We start from the raw sequence: 18,438 nt of genomic DNA, 5'->3' as shown, positions 1-18,438 counted from the left end.
GGGCATTAACCATTCCCCGGTTATAGACGCCTAGGCAGGCCGTCTCATGGATCAAGAGACCCAGCAACGAAGCTCTTGGCACGCAGCCCGCGATGCGGAACTGACCACGTACGACGTGTGGTTGCAGTACTTCAGCATCGGAGGGAACATCAAATTCTTCGAAGTCGACGCGTACCTGCACGGCCTCTATCCGTTGCCCCCAGCCGAACGAGACCTGATGGCCATGGCCCTCAACGAGCTTATCGATGACCTTCCGCAGCGCCCGAGAGCCGGCACGTCCTATGACACCGCGACCTAAAGCCGTCGCCGACGAAGGCAACTAGATATCGGGTTTCTCCAGCGTCGGTCCCGGCCGCCTCGGTCGTTGGCAATCACTACGAGGCTCGGGAACTTCCCTCAGGACCCATGCCTTCAGTCGAAGTGGGTGTGCGCTGGCCCGCCCAACGGTAGCTGAACTCGGAAGCCAATCCACTCCCTAGTGGTCCTGAATCAAGCCGTCCTAGTGGTCCTAAATGAAGTTGACACACTCAATCGCCCGATTGGGCACGCCCCAAAGCTGACACAGGCTGCTTGCCTGGTCCTCGGAACAGATCGGCATTTGAACGAGAAGTCAGGTCCGCCCGCCCACAGCCGGGGACAATTCTCATAGGTTATCCACCGCTACTGCTGCCAGGTAGCTACCCCAGCGGCTCCCAATTCCCAGCCGTGGATAACCTGAATTGACCCCAGCCATGGACGGACTAGAGTCGCCACCAGTTCCGGCCGTGTGATCAGCAAGCACGGGTCTGCCCGGCCGAGGCAGGTTGACGGAATATAAGCTATCGGCTCTTTAAAGCCGATAGCGGAAGGGGTTTATGGAAGCTCGAGTTTTCAAGGGAAATCCGGGGTTTTTCCGCCGGAATCTGTGCGTATCTGACCTTTGGCCGGTCCGCCTGGCCCTCAGTCCGCAGGCTCTCATCGCCCGGGATCTGAAGCAGGCTGGCGAGAAGGTCAAGGACGCTTTCAAGAAAGACTGACGACACCACAGAGAAGGACGCGTCCAGCGAACGGGGCGCGTCCTTTTGCTTGCTTCGGTTCTTGCAAGAGGAAGATCCAGGCTACAGCTTGGTGATGGAGGTCCTCAGGTAGTGGTTTTGGAGTTGGAGCTGTTCCTCCAATGAACCGACGTTCCTGAGGCGAGCTCTGGTCAGTTCTATGAGGACCAGGCCGAGGAATACGGACATCGCAGCGTTCATTAGGAAGTATCCGTAGCTCCCGGGCAGCACCGCAGCCGCGTAAACAGTGCTCCCAAAGGAAACCAGGATGGTCGCTGGAAGCGCCCGGAGTACTCTTTCCAGGCCCCGCCGACACTCAGCCAGTTCCGTTGTCCAGTCCCTGAAGAGGCTGGCAAGGGGAAGAATCCCTGTCCTGACGGCGTACTGGAAACAGCGCATTTGGTCTTCCGGCAGTGCAGAGGCAGGCTTCAGAATCGGCGAGGGAATCAGAACGAAAAGGAACAGTCCGCAGGAGACTGGCAGGTTCCCCCGGAGTAGGTCCCAGTACGCAGTTCCGGGCCGCGCATCTGCCTGCCACGCCGGTCCCAGGGGAATCAGGAAGACGATGAGGAAGACGAGAGCCGGCAACAACCGGCGTCGGGACTCCAGCCGCATACCGGCTGTCAATCGTCACCAGCATGGTCTTGCGGCGCTGAACTAAGGCACACGCCTTCCCAGTCGCCGTACATTCTGCGACCGTGCCCGGCATACGAGCGTAACCAGACAATTCTTGAGTCGGGCGACTTAGCGTCAATTTTTGCTTTTTCGACGTGCCCGTCGGGGTACTGGACCTCCACGTCGTCTCCGACGCGAAATTCCAACCAATTTTGGGTGGCATACTGCGTCTGAAGATGGGACTGACTGCTTCTCGTGTGGCTCATTGCGCCCACTTCCTCGTCGGCCGGCAGGAACGCTTGGTGTCTTCCGGTCAGGGCTGGGAGGTAAGAGATTCAAGCGTGGCCCGTGCCCCGCCCTCGTGGAGTTTGTTCAGCGCTTCGGTGTAGGCCTGGACGAACAGCTCGTTGTCGATCAGGTCTCCGAAGATTTGTCGGTTGGAGATGAAGGCCAAGGGTTCCTCGCGCTGGCGGGCAGCGGCTGCCATCAGCGGTTGTTTGAGCCGGTCGACGACTTCGATGATGTTTCCCTGCTCATCAACGCCTTCGGCGTAGCGTGCCCAGCTGGCCACGATCGCGGCCGAGCGGTGTATCTCTCCGCCCCGTTCCAGGTTGGCGTTGATGACAGGCAGCAGCCATTTGGGGATGCGGTCGGAACTTTCGGCGCACAGACGGGCGAGGGTGTCCCGAATGTGTTCGTTGGAGAAACGGTCAATCAGCGTTTGCTTGTAGCTGTCGAGGTCTATTCCCGGCACCGGTTCCAGGGTTGGGGTTGCTTCCTTGTCCATATAGTCCAGCAGGAACCGGGAAAACAAGGGATCCTGGGCGGCTTCGTGGGCGTAGGTGTAGCCGGCGAGGTGGCCGAAGTAGCACATGCCTTGATGGCTGGCGTTGAGCAGGCGGAGTTTCATGAGCTCGTAGGGTTCTACGTCGGCGACGAGTTGGACGCCGGCGTCCTCCAACGGGGGTCGGCCGAGGCTGAAATGGTCCTCGAGGACCCATTGCTCGAATGGTTCGCAGACGACGGGCCAGGCGTCCTCGACACCGTATTCCCTAACGGCGGTCAAGCGGTCCTCGTCGGTGGTGGCGGGGGTGATGCGGTCGACCATGCTGTTGGGGAAAGGGACGTTTTGCCGTACCCACCCGCCAAGTTCCGGGTCTTTGAGGGCAGCAAAGGCGGTAAACATCTCGCGGGCAACGTTGCCGTTGCCCTGGATGTTGTCGCAGGACATTACGGTGAAGGGGGCAAGTCCGCGCTGCCTTCGGCGGGCAAGAGCTGCTGTGATCAGACCGAAGGTCGTCCGAGGCACGGCTCCTGGTTGAAGGTCATGGACCACGTCGGGGTTGTCCGCGTCGAGTTCTCCGGTGACGTGGTGGAAGTTGTAGCCGCCTTCGGTCACGGTCAGCGAAACGATGCGGATGGCGGGCGAGGCCATCTTCTCAATCACTGCTTCCGGTTCGTCCGGGGCGAAGAGGTAGTTGATGATGGAACCAATGATCACGCCATGTCTGATGCCGTCGGAGTGCTTCACGGTGAGGGTGTAAAGGCAGTCCTGGCTGTCCATGACCTTCTTCATGTGAACATCGCCGGGAAGGACCCCTACTCCACAGATAGCCCAGTCCAGAGCTTTTCCGGCATTCATGAGCCGGTCCAGGTACATGGCCTGATGCGCGCGGTGGAAACCGCCGACTCCGAAGTGGACAATGCCCTCGGTCAGTTGTGACCTGCTGTATGCAGGTTGGCTGACCGGACCGGGAACATCGGGCAGGGTGTAGTTATTCAGGGGTTGCATGTGTGCGCCTACGCTTCGAGGAAGTACGACGGGATTGCCAGCGGCCCCAGCTCGGCCGGTCCCGGCGGGTTGGCGCCCGCCCGGGAGCAGGTGATGCCGGCTGCTTTGTTCGCGTAGCGGGCCAGGGCCTGGAGTTCGTCCTGGCTAATCCTCTGCAGTCGCTCCCGGCCTGCTGCGCCGAGTGCGCCCAGCTGCGCCAGCCCGGAGATCAGTGCGGCCATGAAGGAGTCTCCTGCTCCGACGGTGTCTGCTACCGTGACCGTTTCGCCAGGGATATCCACCCTCCCGGACCGGCTGAGGAGGACGGGTCCGTTGGCGCCGCGGGTCAATGCCACCAGGGCCGGCCCCAGGGCCAGCCATGCGTTCATTGATTCCTCCAGGGTTCTGTCGGGATAAAGCCAGAGCAGGTCCTCGTCGCTGGCCTTGACGATGTCGCTGGCGGCAACAAAGTCCTCTGCCTGTTTCCTGGCTGCTGCTTTGTCCGGGCTGATAGCCGGCCTGCAGTTGGGGTCGAAGCTGATGGTGGCGTGATGGCGGGCACCGTCGAGCAGGCCCATCACTGATTTGCTGCCCGGAGACAGAACCGTGGAGATGGATCCGGTGTGGACGTGCAGGGAGCTTTCCGCCGCTGCCAGGGCCGGGATGGAGGCCCCGTTGATATCCCAGCTGATGGCGAAGGTGTACCGGGCGGCTCCAGCGTCATCTAAAGTCGCCACAGCTGTTGAGGTGGGTTGGGATCCCCCGACGATGGTCTCGACACCGTTGTTCTCGAGGTGCTTCGCGATCAACTGACCGTACGGATCCTCAGCGAAGTGGGTGACGAGTTTGGTGTAAAGGCCCAGCCGGGCGCAGCCGACGGCCACATTCAGGGGGCTGCCGCCCGGATGCGTCTCCGGTGCTGTGCTCCCCCGTCGGGGGTCTTCTATGATGTCGACGAGTGCTTCCCCGATGACAGTGACCAGGGCTTTGCCCTCGGAGAGATTCGGTTCCGTGCCGGTCCCTTGTGATGACATGGCTGCTTCCTCGCAGGTCGGTGCTTGATGTGGCTGGGTACTATTTTGGGGCTGCCGTATCAGCGACCCGGATAAACGACGGCTTTCAGCTGGCCGGGCTGCTTGCCGGCCTTCAGTGCCTCCTCGGACTCGGACAGGCTGAACTTGCCGGTGACCAGGATGTCCAGGTCAACTTTTCCGTCGGCGATGAGCTGGATGGCCAGCGGCCAGGTGTTGGTGTAGCGGAAGACGCCGGAGAGCCAGATCTCCCGGTTCTGGATGTAGGAGACGGGCAGTTCGACGTCGTCGGCACCGAGTCCCACGAGGATCACGCGCCCGGCAGGGGCTACGGCCTTGATGCCCGCGCGGACGGCCTGGGGTGCGCCGGATGCATCGATGAAAGCGTCGACGTCGAGCCCTTCCACGCTGTCGGTTTTGGCGTTGAGCGCGTGGGTGGCGCCGTGTTTGAGGGCGAACGCGAGCCGGTCTTCGGCGATGTCGGAGATGTAGATTTCGGTGGCGCCGAAGGCGCGGGCGGCTTGGGCGGCGATGATGCCGATGGGGCCGGCGCCGGCGATCAGGACCCTGCTGCCGGGTTTGATTTCGGCGCGTTCGCAGGCCCAGAGGCCTACGGAGAGCGGTTCGATGAGGGCGGCGGCTTCGTCGCTGACGCTGTCCGGGATGTCGTAGGCGAAGTCGGACTGGATGGTCACGTATTCGGCGAAGGCGCCGTCGATGGGCGGGGTGGCGTAGAACTCGATGTCGGGGCAGAGGTTGTAGCGTCCGGCTTTGCACTGCTTGCATTTGCGGCAGGGGCGTTGGGGTTCGACGGCGACGCGCTGGCCGACCCGTGAGGGGTCGACGGCGCTTCCGACGGCGGCGATGCGGCCGGAGAGTTCGTGGCCCAGGATGAGCGGGTGGTCCACGACGTAGGGGCCGATCCGGCCGTGTTCGTAGTAGTGGACGTCGCTGCCGCAGACGCCGACGGCGGCGACCTGGACCAGGACCTGGTCGGCGTCGAGCTGCGGGAGGGGCAGGGTTTCCATGGCCATGTCGCCCTGGCTTTTGAGGATGTTGGCGCGCATGGTGGCGGGCAGTCCCGAGCCGGTGGCCTGCGCCTGGGTGGTGGTTGTTGTCATCGAAGTAGTCCTTGAAATAAGTCTGGTGGGACGTCGGCGCGCTATTTGACGGCGCCGAGGGAGAGGCCCTGGACGAGCTTGTCCTGGGCGGCGAAGCCTGCGAACAGTACCGGGAGTGAGATCACGACGGCGGCTGCGCAGACTTTGGCGAGGAAGAGGCCCTGGCCGGAGACGAAGCCGGTCAGGAAGACCGGGGCGGTGCCTGCCACGACGCCGGTGAGGACCCGGGCCAGGAGCAGTTCGTTCCAGCTGAAGATGAAGCAGATCAGCGCGGTGGCGGCGATGCCGGGCATGGCGACGGGGGCGATGACCTTGCGCAGGATGAGCAGGAGGTTCGCACCGTCGATCTGTGCCGCTTCCAGCATTTCCTCCGGCACCTCAGCCAGGAACGAGCGCATCATCCAGACGGCGATGGGCAGGTTCATGGAGGTGTACATCAGGATCAGGAACCAGATGTTGTCCAAGGCCCCCACTGTTCGGGCGAAGAGGTAGAGCGGCAGGATCGCGGCCACGACGGGCATCATTTTGGTGGAGAGGAAGAAGAACATCACGTCCGTCCACTTCTTCACCGGCCGGATGGACAGTGCGTAGGCCGCCGGGAAGGCCAGGAGCAGCACGAGGACCGTGGACAGGATCGAAGCGGTGGCGGAGTTGATCAGTGACGGCCAGGGGCTGACGCCGGAGGTTTCCCCGAAGAACTCCCGGTAGGCGTCCAGGGTGAGGTTCGCGGCGACCGACGGCGGGTTCGTTGCCGCGTCGGTCTCGGAGTGGAACGAGGTAAGGACCATCCACAGGACCGGGACTGCGAAGAGCAGCGCGAGCAGCCAGGCGGCGATGCCGGCGGCGGTGTTGTTGCGGGTGGGGTCCATCCGCGCTTTGCCGCGTTTGCGGCTGCCGGTGTTCAGGGCTGTGGGGCCGGCAGGTGTGTTCTGCGGTGCGGCGGGGGTGAGGGTGCTCATCGTGCTGCCTCCTTCTTGAAGAGTGAAAAGACGGTGCGGAGTGCGAAGGTGGCCACGATGATGGTGCCGATGACCACCACGACACCGGCGGCGGATGCCAGGCCGTATTCGTTGGCGAAGTAGAACGTCTGGTAGATCGCGTAGGGCAGGTTGGCGGTGCCCAGGCCGCCGGCGGTGAGGGTGAAGACGGCGTCGAAGTTCTGCACGATGTAGATCGCGCCGAGCAATCCGCCGAGCTCCAGGTACTGGCGCAGGTGCGGCAGGGTCAGGTGGCGGAAGATTGCCCACGGGGTGGCGCCGTCCATCTGGGCGGCTTCCACGGTGTCCATGGGGCGGGACTGCAGTCCTGCGAGCAGGATGAGCATCATGAACGGGGTCCACTGCCACACGAGGGAGAGGATCACGGCCATCATGGGTGCCTGTGAGAGCAGGTCCAGTTGCGGTGCTGCTGCGTTGCCGAACAGCGACCACACCCAGGTCAGGACGCCGTTGATCAGCCCGTAGGTGGGGTTGAGCAGGGCGTGCTTCCAGATCAGGGCTGCGGCGACGGGAACCACCAGGAACGGTGCGATCAGCAGGGTCCGGGCGAGTCCCCGGCCGATGAACTTTTTGTCCAGCAGCAGTGCCAGTCCCAGTCCGATGAGCAGGCTGATCAGCACCACGGAGACGGTGAGGAGGATGGTGGTGAAGATGGCCTGGCGCAGGTCGGGGTCGGTGAGGACGGTGACGTAGTTTTCCAGGCCGGCGAAAGCTGTTTTGTCCGGGCTGAGGCTGTTCCAGTTCAGGAACGAGATGATCAGGGTCACCACGAACGGGAGTTGGGTGACGATGATGAGGAAGATCAGGGCCGGGAGCAGTGGTGCGCGCCGGACCCAGGCCAGGGCGCGTTCGCGCGATTTGGCGTCTCGTGAAGGTTTGGCTGCGGTGTGTCCCGGGCGGGAGATGCGCGCCGTTGCGGTAGTCATGATGTTCTCCTGCGGTTCGGTTAGGGCTGCTTGTACTTGTCGCCGACCTTTTGGGCGGCTTGTTGGCCCTTGGCCAGCGCGTCGGCCACAGACCCTTGGCCTGCGATGGCGGAGCTGATGCCTTGGGAGACGTTGGTGCCCAAGGCTGCGAATTCGGGGATGCCGACAAACTGGATGCCGACGGCGGGGCGTTCCTGGGCGCCGGGGTTCTTCGGGTCGGCGTTCTCGATGGCGAAGCGTTCGGCTTCGAAGAACGGGGCGGCCTTCTGGAACTCGGTGTTCTCGTAGGTGGAGATGCGTTTGCCGGATGGCACCTTGGCCCAGCCGAGCTCGGAGGCTACGAGTTCCTCGTAGTCCTTGGAGCTGGCCCAGGCGATGAATTTCTCCGCGGCGTCCTGCTTTTTGGAGGCGGCCTGCATGGCCCAGGACCAGGTCCACAGCCAGCCGGAGGACGTGGTTTCCTTGACCGGCGCCTGGGCGTATCCGATCTTGCCCTTGACCGGGGAGTCTTCGGCTTCCAGGGCCCCGGCGGCGGAGGTTGCGTCGTACCACATTGCGGTTTTGCTCTGGCTCATGTTGTTCAAGCACTCGGTGAACCCTGCCTGCGCGGCGCCTGCTTCACCATGCTCGCGGACCAGGTTGGTGTAAAACTCCACCGCTTCGGCGAACTTCGGAGAGTTGACCTGCGCGTTCCAGTCCTTGTCGAACCAGGTCCCGCCGAAGGTGTTTACTACGGTGGTCAGCGGTGCGAAGACCTGGCCCCAGCCGGGCTGGCCGCGGAGGCAGATGCCCTTCATGCCCGGAGTTGCGCCGTCCACTTTCGCCGCGATGTCGGCAACTTCGTCCCAGGTGGGTTTGGCCGGCATGGTCAGGCCCTTGGCTTCCAGGATGTCCTTGCGGTACATCAGGAAGGAGGACTCCCCGTAGAAGGGTTCGCCGTAGAGCTTGCCGTCTTCGCCGGTGAGTGATGCGGTGTAGGCGGGCAGGATGTCGTCCTGGGCAAACTCCGGATCCGCAGCAACGTCATCCAGCGGTGCGAGCCAGCCGTTGGCGGAATAGAACGGGATTTCGTAGTTGGACAGGGAGGCGACGTCGTACTGGCCGGCCTGGCTGGAGAACTCCTGGCTAATCTTGGCCCGGACATCGTTCTCCGGCAGGATCGTATAGTTCACCCTGATTCCGGTTTCTTTGGTGAAGTTCTCTGCGGTGAGCCGCTGCAGATCCTCCATCTGGGGGTTGTTCACCATCAGGACACTGATGCTGTTCGGGTCACCGGCGGAATTGCCACCGCCGGCACCTGCACAGGCCGAGGCGCTCAGCGCGACACACAAAGCGCCGGCGGCCAGGGTCGCAGCACGCATTTTTGGGCGCATTAAGGACTCCTTTGTTCTTCAGGGATGCACAGTCACCGCATCTCGACTGCCATGTCGGGATACTGGACCAGGGCGAGGACTATGACCGGAAACTCCGAGACACCGCTCGCTGATGTACCTCAAGATTAAGCGCGAGGTACAGGTCACAACTAGCGCCCTGCTTGCCACTTTCTGATACTTATTTTCCTGATCAGCCCCCTGCAGGAGGCGTTAGTCTGGGATCGGAGCGCTGAAATTCTGTCCAGAGTTCATAAACGTCGACCAATTGGAGTACTACGATGGCTGCCGCGGACAATGCTGACGGGGCAACGGCGAGGCTGGCTGAACGGCTGCTGGGAATGCGGGCCAACCGGGAAGTTATCCCGCCTGATCCCAACCACTCCGTGCGCTGGCACCAGCACAGTTATCCCAGCCCGGTGGCACGATGGAACTATCACCCCGAGTACGAGATCCACCTCATTCGCAAGGGCACCGGAAAGTTCATCGTCGGAGACCACATCGGCACCTTTGAAGCCGGCCACGTCTCGCTAGTGGGGTCAGGCCTGCCCCACGACTGGGTCAGCGACCTCGAGCCCGGCGAAGTGCTGGAAAACCGGGATGCCGTCATCCAGTTCGATGGAAAGTGGGTTGAGCAGGCGGCTGCTCTGGTTCCCGAGTTGGCCGAGGTCAAGCCGCTGCTCGAACAGTCGCAGCGGGGAATCGAGTTTCTGGGACGATCAGCCAAGGAAGCGGCAGCAGCCATCGAGGCGATGGGAACTACCTCGGGGCTGGCGCGCCTCCAGCACCTGTTTGCACTGTTCCGGGTCCTGGTCGAAGCGCCCCCGGCAGACCGCAGCTATCTGGCCGAGGAATGGTTCCGTCCACAACTGGACGGCCAGGCCGCCGCAGTCGTCGACCTTGTCCTCGAGTACGTTTTCAGCAATCACGCCGGCACCGTCAAGCTGTCCGAGGCGGCTGAATTGGTCGGAATGCAGGAAGCTTCCTTCTCGAAATACTTCAAGCGCGCTACCGGCCAAAACTTCAGCGACCTCGTGCGCAAACTGCGCCTGGCCCACGCCCGGCGCCTACTGGAACGCACCGACAAGCCCATCTCCGACATCTGCTACGAAGTCGGCTTCACCAACCTCTCCAACTTCAACCGGCACTTCCTCAACGATCTGGGAGAAACCCCCCGGCATTACCGTCAACGCGTCCAAAAGTGAGAGCCAGGTTTGCTGTACCTCGGCCCTCTCGGACTCAATCTGAACCCTGCCCGCGCCCGCCCAGGGACAAGACTGTGAGTACATGATTACCGCAGGTTCCGGTCCGATGAAGTATCCGGTACGGCAACGAGTTTTCTGCCAATGCCGTCGCACCAAACCCAGAAGGCGGATCCGTCGGGCATCCCTATTTCCACTGTTCCTCCGACGAATTTCCCCTCATACCTAATCCTGATTCGATGACCTGGTTTCGGGAGCTCCGATACTTCCATCTCAGGGCCGGTAGGACGCAACTGAGCGGAGCGCTGTGCTTCCCGGCGCTGTTGTCTTGGACCTCGGCGCTGAGGCCGATTTGAAATCGAACTCGACGCGTACCGGACGTCCCCGTCTTGTATCGGCAAGCCAACCTCCTCCCGTTCTTGTAGGGCGCCGGATCCAGCTGACCTGCCCAGGCGCAGTAAGGCAGCGTGTTCATTTCGTTCGTACCCCAACGCTTCAATGGCATCTAAAACACGCACTCGAGTCCGGGGTGCAACGAATTGAGGACGGTTCAGGACGTTGGAGACCGTCGCTGTGGAAACACCCGCCGCCTCTGCCACATCCTGCATGGATGTTCGCGTCGCCATGCAAATCCTTTCAATCTGAGCAAGCACCCCTGCTGCGGATTCCTCTGCGCAGCTCCAAAACTTTTCTTATCGATAACATAAGATATCGATAAGACTTCCGTCAAGGCCTTGTCCGAAAGGCCTTCCCGCCGCGGGACGAATAGAGGGTAATGCGAGCCATGCGGTTGTAGGGGCCGGAGGGTAGTTCTCGCATTGCTGTTGAAGAGAAAGGGAAGGCACGCGCGGCCTAGGCTGCGCCTCTCATGCTGACTCCCGGACCACCAGCTCCGTGGGGATGGTGATGGCCGCGGGCCGTTTGCCGGCGATGACGTCCAGGAGCAGGCGGACCATTTCCTCGCTGATCCGCTCGAACGGCTGGCGAACGGTGGTCAGCGCCGGCGTGGCAGCCGAGGACGCGCTGATGTCATCGAAGCCCACGACGGCGACGTCCTCGGGGGTGCGCCGTCCGGCCTCATGGAGAACCTCCATGGCGCCGAGGGCCATGAGGTCGTTGGCGGCGAAGACGGCGTCGATGCCGGGTGCACGGTTGAGGAGTTCGCGCATGCCCTTGGCTCCGCTTTCCTTGCTGTAGTCGCCGTGGACGATCAGGGCTTCATCAAGCTCCGCGCCCTGGTGGTCGCGGTAGGCCTCAAGCCGGCGGATGCCGCCGGAGGTGTCCTGTGGCCCGGTGATGGTGGCGATCCGCTGCCGGCCGGCGTCCTGGAGGTAGCGCAGGACGTCCTGGGCACCTTCGTAGTCGTCGGCAGCAACGTAGCCCATCTTCTTTTCGAACCCGAGGGGGATTCCGCAGGAGATGGCGGGAATGCCCGCGGAAATGATGTTCGAGATGATCCCCTTGCGGGTGGCGTGGGAAGAGACCAGCAGTACGCCGTCCACATGGCCCGAGGTGAGGAATTCCGTGGCCCGGCGCTGTTCGTCATCGGTACCCGCCAGGATGAGGACCAGCGGGATGTCGTGGACTGCCAGCGCATCGGCGGCCCCGCGCACGAGGACGGCGAAGTTGGGGTCTTCGAACAGGCGGTCATGCGTTTCGGTCAGCAGGAATGCCACGGAGTTGGCACGGTTGGTGGCCAGGTTCCGGGCATGCGGGTTGACCCGGTAGCCAGTCTTTTTGATGGCGGCGTTGACGGCCTCCAGGGCGGACGGGCTGACCCAGTGTCCGCCGTTCAGCACGCGGGAAACCGTGCCGCGTGAGACTCCGGCTTCTCTGGCCACGTCGTCAATCTTTGGCCTCGGCCGGGGAGCTGACTGGGTCATTGTCGAGGGATGCAGACTGCGCTCATCCGCGGTGCGGGCCTGCAAGTAAGGGGCAGGGGCGAGGTACAGATCATTTTCAAGTGTCTTTTAGGCGCAGGCCGGGGCGGGTGTAAGTCAATGTACGGATTTTTCGTGGGTCTCGCCAAAGGGTACGGACCTGTCCAGACTGAGGGTGTAGCGGTGGAAGTCATGGCGAGTGACGAGAATTCCCGAGGCTCCAGTCTCATTGGCCAAGCACCGCAGCGTAGCCTCAGCATCTGAAAGGCGTTCAGGTAGCTGTTTTGCATGGTCAACTGTCAGCTCGATGGATCCTGCGGTTTCGTGCATTGCTTGTCCTTCCTGCTGTGGCGATGGGGGTGGCCGTGGGCGGCGACACGGGTTTCCTGCGCCTCCTGGCTAATGTGTATGCCGTGCGTGGAACGGATGGCCCGGAGCACTGGTCCCTGGGCCATCCGTTGTTTATGAGCAGGCCAGGGTTCTCAGTTCGAGAGCTGCCATGGGCCGTTGGGGTCGCCGGGGGTTTGATTGCGGGTCCACCATTTAGCGGTGTAGTTGTGCCCGTTGTACGTGGCTACGTCCCCTTTCACGAAGATCCTTGAAGGTGTCCATGCCGCTGTTCCGTTGACTTGGCGAATTTCCTGCCAGGGTCCCGTCGGGTCCCCGGGGACTTGTCCTTTGGTCCACCAGGATGCGAGCCAAACTGATCCGTTGTAGGCGACCTTGTCTCCGGCCTTGTATGTGGAGGCAGCCTGCCAGGCAGGGTGAACCGAGATGGGGAGGCTGGTGCTCACGGTGGGAACGCCGGTGGCGGCAAGGTCAGCATTCAGCGAGATCGTGACGTTCAGCTCTGCCGCTTGAGCGGAGGAGAACCCTGAGACCGAATACTGGGAGGGCGTGAGGGGCAGTGAGGTTCCATCAGCTCGTGAGGCGGTGACCGTCAGTGTCGTGGTGTCGAGCGGCTCACCGACCGGGTACACATCCTTTGTCGTGGTCGCGGCAATAGCGGTGACTGCGGAGGCAAGACCGGCTTGCGCGGAGGTCAGAGCCGATGTTGCAGCATCAATTTGGGCTTGGGTGGAGGTCGCGGATGCCAATACGTTCTCGGCTGTGCCAAGGGCTGTGGAGAATGGCTGCCAGGATGCCGAGCTGTAGTCGGATGATGTCAGTGTGCGGCCGGCGGAGGTTGCTTCGCTCAGGTGTGTTTTGTTCACTGCCGTAAGCGTGAAGTCATCGGCACGCAGCAGTTGCTCGGCTTTTCCGTTAACACTCATCCCTATGGTCGCAGAGCCGCCGACGACGTTCACCGGCAGAGACACTTTTACCCAGCCATCACCAGTGGCCGGCATCGTGGAGAGGCTGGTTTCAAACGTTTGCCCGCCTGAGATCGCGAACAGCTTGGCGTCCTCAATGGCTGCGGGCTTTCGCACCTGGGCCGAGAGCGTGTAGGCGCCGTCGGGCATCGGAAAGTTCACCGGGTCGATTGTCTGCTCAATTTTCGCCGAGTACGCCGACGCTGACCAGAAGGTGAGATTGAAATTGCCGACGCGACCGCTCTTGTCGGCATCATTCCAGACCGCGGCCGGATTTGTGCGCCTCCATCCCGCGATTTCCGGGATGGGTTTGCCTTCCTTGTCGGTGTAGGGAGCCTTCACGCGGTCGGCCTCGAAACCACCGTTGAGCACATAGTCGTTGCCGTCAGCGACGGACCATGCACCTGTTGTCGCATTGAGATTCCATTGGCTCATGGAGTTGAAGTAGGGGGTGCCGTCGGCAGAGAAGCTCAAGGGCACCCATTGGTTGTAGCCCAGGCCGTTCCCTGCAAAGTCTGCCCAGCGGTCCCCTGCATAGATAACGGTGTCCTGCTGGGTCCCCTTGACGGTGTAGTAGAAGCCCGTCTGCGTCACGTGTCCGAAGTCAGCTTCTGCCCCCGGAATCTTTTGCATGTCATTGGTCGGCGTGTAGGGTCCGTTGATGTTGTCGGCGACCAGGTAATAGGCTCGCGAGGCATTCCAGCCGAAGAGATCTGAAGCGCTCATGTAGTAGCGGCCGTTGTATTTGAAGAGGCAGTTTCCTTCACGGCCGGCTCCGTCGTAGACCTTGACCGTATCGAGGAGGTCGACCTTGCCGTCCTTCACACCGATCCTTGAGATGAAGATTTTGTTTCGACCGCCGCTCTTGGAGTACACGAGGTAGGAGGTGCCGTCATCATCGGTGAAAACTGTTTGGTCTCCGGTGCTGACCGTCATCTCGGCGCTGTAGTCCGTCATTTTGAGCCGGCGATCGGCGACGAAGGGTCCCGTGGGCGAGTCGGACAGGGCTACGAATTCGGCGCCGTCCGAGTTGGTCTGTCCTTCGATTTTGATGCCGTGCTGGCTGAATAAGGCGTACTTGTTGAGGTCCTTGACGTAGGCGACGCCCATCCGGCCGACCCAGGTTGCTTTGCCCGTGCCGATATTGGTGAAGCTGTCGACCTGCGCGCGTGAAAGGACGTCACCTTCGTACTTCCAGTTCACCAGGTCCTTGGAGCTGTATGCGCTGACCGCAACGAAAGTATCGCCGCCGGTCGTGATGGGTTGGGTGGGTTTGTTGTAGTAGTCGATGGCTCCTGTGTAACGCGGTCCGTACCAGTAGTGCAGCACCTCCCCGGTTTCCGGGTCCTTGAAGTCAAAGATTCCACCGCCCTGGGAAAAGATCGGGTTACCGGCCGTGTCTTTCCAGAAAGTGTCGTTGGTTATGGTGCTGCTGCTGTTCGCGTCAGTCGCGCTGTCGGGGGCTGCGCCGGCCGGTGCGATCACGGCACCTTGCATGGACAGTGCGGCTGCGGCGAAGAGTGCCGTGGCGAGTGTTCCCAACCGCTTTCCCCGGGTACCTAGTGGTGTGGATGTCAAGGACAGGTCCTACTTCCTCGTAGTTGTTGCGTTTGGTGGTGCTACAGATCGCCCCTGAGTGGGCGGTGGGATGGGCAAAAGGACTGCCCTGCCGGACGGTGAAAAGGGGTTCGTCCGCCCGGTCGTCTGATGGTGGATTCCGTGGTTTTGCCGTTGGGTCAGGCGTCCTGGCCATCGGGGTCTGAGGTCCGGAGCATGCGCCAGGCAAATGGTTCCATCTTCATGCCGTTGACCGTGGTGCCGGTGAGGATGTCTGTTCCCTGAACGTCGATGCTTTGCTTCTGGTTGCCGTGGTTGATCAGGGTGAGCACGTCTCCGCGCCGGGCGGTTTCAATCCAGGGCGAGAGCCCGGGGAGTTCAGCCTGGACCCCGGCTTCCTGCAGCGCCCAGCCGAGGACAGCTTTCATCCCCGCGTCGTCCGGGATTGTGGCGAGGTAGACACCGGCGCCCCGGCCGTGGGGGTTGCGGGTGAGCGCGGGATGCCCGGCGAGACGTCCGTCGGTGAAGGTCCCTATCACCTCTGCACCGCGGGGATGGATCTCTTCGGCGAGGTATTCTCCCCGGAGATCTCCGAAGGGGCCGCTGACGGTGCTGTACGTCTGGCCAGGTCCTGTTCCACCGGCTGCCGCTGAACCCGGGTCTCCGGCAGAGTGCCCTCCGGACCCGGCCGATGGCGGAACGAGGGCCCCGAACTCTTCGACCGTGATGCCGAGGGTATCCCTAAGGCCTACGAGGAACCCGTTGTCACGGAACGCGTCGTCGTGATCGACAACATCGGTGAAAGCCGAAACAAGGAGGTGTCCGCCGTTGGCGGTATATCCGGCCAGGTTGCGGGCTCCGGCGTCTGTAAGAAGGTAGAGCTGCGGCACGACTACAAGCGAGTATGCCGAGAGATCGGTTGTTGGCTGTACGAAGTCGATGGAGACGTGCTGGGCGTGCAGTGCGGCGTACCAGCGCTGTACAAGGTGGCCGTAGTCAAGGACGACCGGGTGATCCGGGTTCGACAGTGCCCACCAGTTCTCCCAATCGAAGACAACAGCAACGCGGGCGCCGCTCTCCGGGGCCATGGCCGGAAGGTCCGCGAGGGTTGCTCCAAGCTCGGTTACCTCGCGCCAGATCCGGGTGTCGGTCCCGGCTTGGGGCAGCATGGCGGAATGGAATTTCTCGCTGCCGCGCCGAGCCTGCCGCCACTGGAAGAACATGATGCCGTCTGCGCCGTGACCCACCGCCTGCGCGGACAAGGCGGCCATCTGTCCGGGCGCTTTCGGAGCGTTGGTCGGACGCCAGTTCAGGGCGCCGGTGGATTGCTCCATCAGCAGCCAGGGGGTGCCGGGTTTCAGGGAGCGCATCAGGTCGCGGGCGAAGGCGGAGGCACGGAACGATTCGGGATCGTTTGGGTCCGGGTAGTTGTCGTCCGTGATGACGTCGATTTCCTGGGCCCAGCGCCAGTAGTCCAGTGGTGGAAATGCGCCCATGAAATTGGTCGAGACTGGTTGGGTTGCTCCTGCTGCCCTGATGATGTCCCGTTCCATGACGTACAGCTCAAGGAGCGCGTCGGAAGTGAAGCGTTTGAAATCGAGGGCTCCGCCGGGGTTGAGGCTGGTTGGTGCTTTCCGTGGCGGCAGGACCTGATCGAACGAGGTGTAAATCTGTGACCAGAAAGCGGTCCCCCACGCAGCATTGAGTGCGTCGATGGTGCCGTATTTTTTCTGTAGCCAGCGCTGGAATGCGTCGCGTGCATTGTCGGAGTAGTCGTAGTTGACGTGGCAGCCGTACTCGTTATTTACGTGCCACATAACGACCGCTGGATGATTGGCGTAGCGGGCAGCGAGTTTGTGGACGAGTTCGGCGGCGAGACGCCGGTAAATCGGGGAGCTGGGAGCATAGTGCTGGCGGCTGCCGGGCCCGTACACAACACCGTTTTCGTCGCACGGCAGCATTTCCGGGTACTTCTGGCTTGCCCACGGCGGCGGAGACGCCGTCGCAGTGGCGAGGTTTACCTGAATGCCCCCGCCGTGGAGCAGCTCAAGGATGCGGTCCAGCCAGCCCCATTCGAACTCACCCTCCGCCGGCTGTATTTTTGCCCAGGAAAAAATACCGAGGCTGACGAAGTTGACCCCCGCTTCCTGCATCAGCCGGACGTCTTCCGGCCAGATCTCCTCCGGCCACTGCTCAGGGTTGTAGTCGCCGCCGTAGTACATCGAATGGGTCTCCTATGGAGTCGGTGGGAGGGGGGAAGCGTTCCGAAGTGCCAAGCGCACATGACAATGCCTTCGCTGCCATGTTGCGGGGACGGTCGGAGGCGTCCCGGTAAAGAAAAGTGCGATTCCGAAACGCCTCCGAAAAGAGGGTTCTTATCGATAACTGCCGCACGGTATGGTCTACAGTAGATATCGATAAGGCAATGGTCAACCCCCGATCTGTCACGTTTATGGGCGGAGTTTTCGGGTCAGCCCTATCGAACGCGAGGAGGCGGGTATCAGAGACATGCAGCAGCAGCGACGTCCAACCATCTATGACATCGCAAAGACGGCAGGGGTTTCACACATGACTGTCTCGCGCTATCTGCGCTTCAATGGAGAGCGCACCCGCGAGGACCCCCGCGAACGCATCAAGGCAGCCATCGCCGAACTCGATTACCGCCCCAACCTCGCTGCCAGAGCGCTGCGAACGACCCGCACCGGCCGGCTCGCAATCCTTTTTCCATCAGGTTCGGCCGCCAGTTCCGTGCACATGCTTACCGGAGCCACCGAGGCGGCCCGTGAAGCTGGCTACCAGGTGGATGCCATCACGCTCGCCGGTTCCGCCGCTGAGCGTTCGGAACGCATGCTTGAACTGGCTGAGGCAGGACTCTTTGAAGGTCTGCTGGCGCTCACTCCGCTCGAGTCGGAGCGTCAAGCGCAGATCGCCTCACGGGTCCCCGTGGTGGTCGGCGCTGAATACGACGACGAGATGCGCGGCATCGGCGATCTCGCGGACGCCTCCCCCGTTGCCGAGATCATCGAGACTCTCGCCGGCTATGGGCACCGGACGTTCCTCCATATCGCTGGAGACCGCAGTTACACCACTGTTCGAAGCCGCGAACAGACGTTTCTCGAAACCGTCGAACGCCTCGGCCTGGATTCTGCCGGTTCCGTGGGGGGCAGCTGGCTTGGAGAAACCGGCCAGCAGGCGGTCCTCGACCTCCCGGACGACACCCGCGTCACTGCCATTATCGCCTCCAACGATGATCTCGCCGCCGCCGCCATCCACGCCGCCATCCACCGGGGGTGGCGCGTGCCGGAGGACGTGAGTGTGGCAGGTTGGGACAACAACGCTCTCGGGGCGTGGCTCCCGCCCACCCTGACCAGTGTCAAGGTCGACTATGAAGAGCTTGGCCGCAGAGCCATGGCCAAACTCTTGGCCGCGATGCGGGATGAAGCAGAACCTTCCTACTCAGAACCTGTCGCAGCTGTCGTCTGGCGTGACAGCACAGGACCTGTCAATCCCGCGCGGGGTTAACTGGACCGCAAACCCCAAAGGAGTGGCTTCGGCGACTCTGTCGCCAACAGCGCGGACGGCGGCCAGTCCTCTGAGTGGCCGTTCCGCGCGTGTATCAG

14 protein-coding genes are annotated in these 18,438 nt (G+C 62.2%); 3 read left to right on the top strand and 11 right to left on the bottom strand.

Annotated features, from left to right (window positions below):
* The first annotated feature begins 46 nt into the window (after positions 1 to 46).
* On the top strand, positions 47 to 298 hold the full coding sequence (locus tag ARTSIC4J27_RS01940; RefSeq protein ID WP_050053534.1) for a hypothetical protein: 252 nt from the start codon (positions 47 to 49) through the stop codon (positions 296 to 298).
* A gap of 799 nt (positions 299 to 1,097) precedes the next feature.
* Here ARTSIC4J27_RS01940 and ARTSIC4J27_RS01935 read toward each other — a convergent pair.
* The 7 genes from ARTSIC4J27_RS01935 to ARTSIC4J27_RS01900 form a co-directional block, all read right to left on the bottom strand.
* Positions 1,098 to 1,649, bottom strand: coding sequence for a hypothetical protein (locus tag ARTSIC4J27_RS01935; RefSeq protein ID WP_050053533.1), 552 nt, complete (start codon positions 1,647 to 1,649; stop codon positions 1,098 to 1,100).
* Between the two features lie 313 nt (positions 1,650 to 1,962).
* On the bottom strand, positions 1,963 to 3,441 hold the full coding sequence (locus tag ARTSIC4J27_RS01925; RefSeq protein WP_050053531.1) for a mannitol dehydrogenase family protein: 1,479 nt from the start codon (positions 3,439 to 3,441) through the stop codon (positions 1,963 to 1,965).
* Positions 3,442 to 3,449: 8 nt separating this feature from the next.
* Positions 3,450 to 4,454, bottom strand: coding sequence for a carbohydrate kinase family protein (locus tag ARTSIC4J27_RS01920; protein ID WP_050053530.1), 1,005 nt, complete (start codon positions 4,452 to 4,454; stop codon positions 3,450 to 3,452).
* Between the two features lie 59 nt (positions 4,455 to 4,513).
* The gene (locus tag ARTSIC4J27_RS01915; protein WP_050053529.1) at positions 4,514 to 5,572 is read right to left on the bottom strand and encodes an NAD(P)-dependent alcohol dehydrogenase; all 1,059 of its coding nucleotides are present in this window, start codon (positions 5,570 to 5,572) and stop codon (positions 4,514 to 4,516) included.
* A gap of 41 nt (positions 5,573 to 5,613) precedes the next feature.
* The gene (locus ARTSIC4J27_RS01910; protein WP_050053528.1) at positions 5,614 to 6,531 is read right to left on the bottom strand and encodes a carbohydrate ABC transporter permease; all 918 of its coding nucleotides are present in this window, start codon (positions 6,529 to 6,531) and stop codon (positions 5,614 to 5,616) included.
* Positions 6,528 to 7,496 (bottom strand): carbohydrate ABC transporter permease, encoded by a 969-nt coding sequence (locus ARTSIC4J27_RS01905; RefSeq protein ID WP_050053527.1) that lies wholly within the window; start codon positions 7,494 to 7,496, stop codon positions 6,528 to 6,530. Before ARTSIC4J27_RS01905 ends, ARTSIC4J27_RS01910 begins: the two co-directional genes overlap by 4 nt.
* Before the next feature lie 20 nt (positions 7,497 to 7,516).
* Positions 7,517 to 8,869: an ABC transporter substrate-binding protein gene (locus ARTSIC4J27_RS01900; RefSeq protein ID WP_050053526.1), complete on the bottom strand. Its 1,353-nt coding sequence runs from the start codon at positions 8,867 to 8,869 to the stop codon at positions 7,517 to 7,519.
* Positions 8,870 to 9,147: 278 nt separating this feature from the next.
* On the opposite strand from ARTSIC4J27_RS01900, the gene ARTSIC4J27_RS01895 reads away from it, so the two are divergent.
* Positions 9,148 to 10,071 (top strand): AraC family transcriptional regulator, encoded by a 924-nt coding sequence (locus ARTSIC4J27_RS01895; protein WP_050053525.1) that lies wholly within the window; start codon positions 9,148 to 9,150, stop codon positions 10,069 to 10,071.
* Positions 10,072 to 10,157: 86 nt separating this feature from the next.
* Here the strand turns inward: ARTSIC4J27_RS01895 and ARTSIC4J27_RS23450 are convergent, their stop codons facing one another.
* From ARTSIC4J27_RS23450 to ARTSIC4J27_RS01880, 4 genes are all read right to left on the bottom strand, one after another.
* Positions 10,158 to 10,676 (bottom strand): LacI family DNA-binding transcriptional regulator, encoded by a 519-nt coding sequence (locus ARTSIC4J27_RS23450; RefSeq protein ID WP_327077633.1) that lies wholly within the window; start codon positions 10,674 to 10,676, stop codon positions 10,158 to 10,160.
* A gap of 258 nt (positions 10,677 to 10,934) precedes the next feature.
* On the bottom strand, positions 10,935 to 11,951 hold the full coding sequence (locus ARTSIC4J27_RS01890; RefSeq protein WP_050053524.1) for a LacI family DNA-binding transcriptional regulator: 1,017 nt from the start codon (positions 11,949 to 11,951) through the stop codon (positions 10,935 to 10,937).
* A gap of 479 nt (positions 11,952 to 12,430) precedes the next feature.
* On the bottom strand, positions 12,431 to 14,803 hold the full coding sequence (locus tag ARTSIC4J27_RS01885; protein ID WP_050053523.1) for a family 43 glycosylhydrolase: 2,373 nt from the start codon (positions 14,801 to 14,803) through the stop codon (positions 12,431 to 12,433).
* A 194-nt stretch (positions 14,804 to 14,997) separates the two neighbouring features.
* The gene (locus tag ARTSIC4J27_RS01880) at positions 14,998 to 17,040 is read right to left on the bottom strand and encodes a beta-galactosidase (RefSeq protein WP_050053522.1); all 2,043 of its coding nucleotides are present in this window, start codon (positions 17,038 to 17,040) and stop codon (positions 14,998 to 15,000) included.
* A gap of 286 nt (positions 17,041 to 17,326) precedes the next feature.
* Here ARTSIC4J27_RS01880 and ARTSIC4J27_RS01875 point away from each other — a divergent pair, with 286 nt between their 5' ends.
* Positions 17,327 to 18,340 carry a LacI family DNA-binding transcriptional regulator gene (locus ARTSIC4J27_RS01875; protein ID WP_050053521.1) on the top strand — a complete coding sequence of 338 codons (1,014 nt, stop codon included), beginning with the start codon at positions 17,327 to 17,329 and terminating at the stop codon, positions 18,338 to 18,340.
* Positions 18,341 to 18,438 lie beyond the last annotated feature (98 nt).

Source organism: Pseudarthrobacter siccitolerans, from assembly GCF_001046895.1.
In the GTDB taxonomy this organism is placed as follows: domain Bacteria; phylum Actinomycetota; class Actinomycetes; order Actinomycetales; family Micrococcaceae; genus Arthrobacter; species Arthrobacter siccitolerans.
Note: the sequence above shows the minus strand (reverse complement) of the source record. Positions and strands in the feature narration are given on the sequence as shown.

Bases quoted from the DNA above. Each gene is read 5' to 3' on its own strand.
- ARTSIC4J27_RS01940 (WP_050053534.1), top strand. From the start codon at position 47: ATGGATCAAGAGACCCAGCAACGAAGCTCTTGGCACGCAGCCCGCGAT.
- ARTSIC4J27_RS01935 (WP_050053533.1), bottom strand. From the start codon at position 1,649: ATGCGGCTGGAGTCCCGACGCCGGTTGTTGCCGGCTCTCGTCTTCCTC.
- ARTSIC4J27_RS01925 (WP_050053531.1), bottom strand. From the start codon at position 3,441: ATGCAACCCCTGAATAACTACACCCTGCCCGATGTTCCCGGTCCGGTC.
- ARTSIC4J27_RS01920 (WP_050053530.1), bottom strand. From the start codon at position 4,454: ATGTCATCACAAGGGACCGGCACGGAACCGAATCTCTCCGAGGGCAAA.
- ARTSIC4J27_RS01915 (WP_050053529.1), bottom strand. From the start codon at position 5,572: ATGACAACAACCACCACCCAGGCGCAGGCCACCGGCTCGGGACTGCCC.
- ARTSIC4J27_RS01910 (WP_050053528.1), bottom strand. From the start codon at position 6,531: ATGAGCACCCTCACCCCCGCCGCACCGCAGAACACACCTGCCGGCCCC.
- ARTSIC4J27_RS01905 (WP_050053527.1), bottom strand. From the start codon at position 7,496: ATGACTACCGCAACGGCGCGCATCTCCCGCCCGGGACACACCGCAGCC.
- ARTSIC4J27_RS01900 (WP_050053526.1), bottom strand. From the start codon at position 8,869: ATGCGCCCAAAAATGCGTGCTGCGACCCTGGCCGCCGGCGCTTTGTGT.
- ARTSIC4J27_RS01895 (WP_050053525.1), top strand. From the start codon at position 9,148: ATGGCTGCCGCGGACAATGCTGACGGGGCAACGGCGAGGCTGGCTGAA.
- ARTSIC4J27_RS23450 (WP_327077633.1), bottom strand. From the start codon at position 10,676: ATGCAGGATGTGGCAGAGGCGGCGGGTGTTTCCACAGCGACGGTCTCC.
- ARTSIC4J27_RS01890 (WP_050053524.1), bottom strand. From the start codon at position 11,951: ATGACCCAGTCAGCTCCCCGGCCGAGGCCAAAGATTGACGACGTGGCC.
- ARTSIC4J27_RS01880 (WP_050053522.1), bottom strand. From the start codon at position 17,040: ATGTACTACGGCGGCGACTACAACCCTGAGCAGTGGCCGGAGGAGATC.
- ARTSIC4J27_RS01875 (WP_050053521.1), top strand. From the start codon at position 17,327: ATGCAGCAGCAGCGACGTCCAACCATCTATGACATCGCAAAGACGGCA.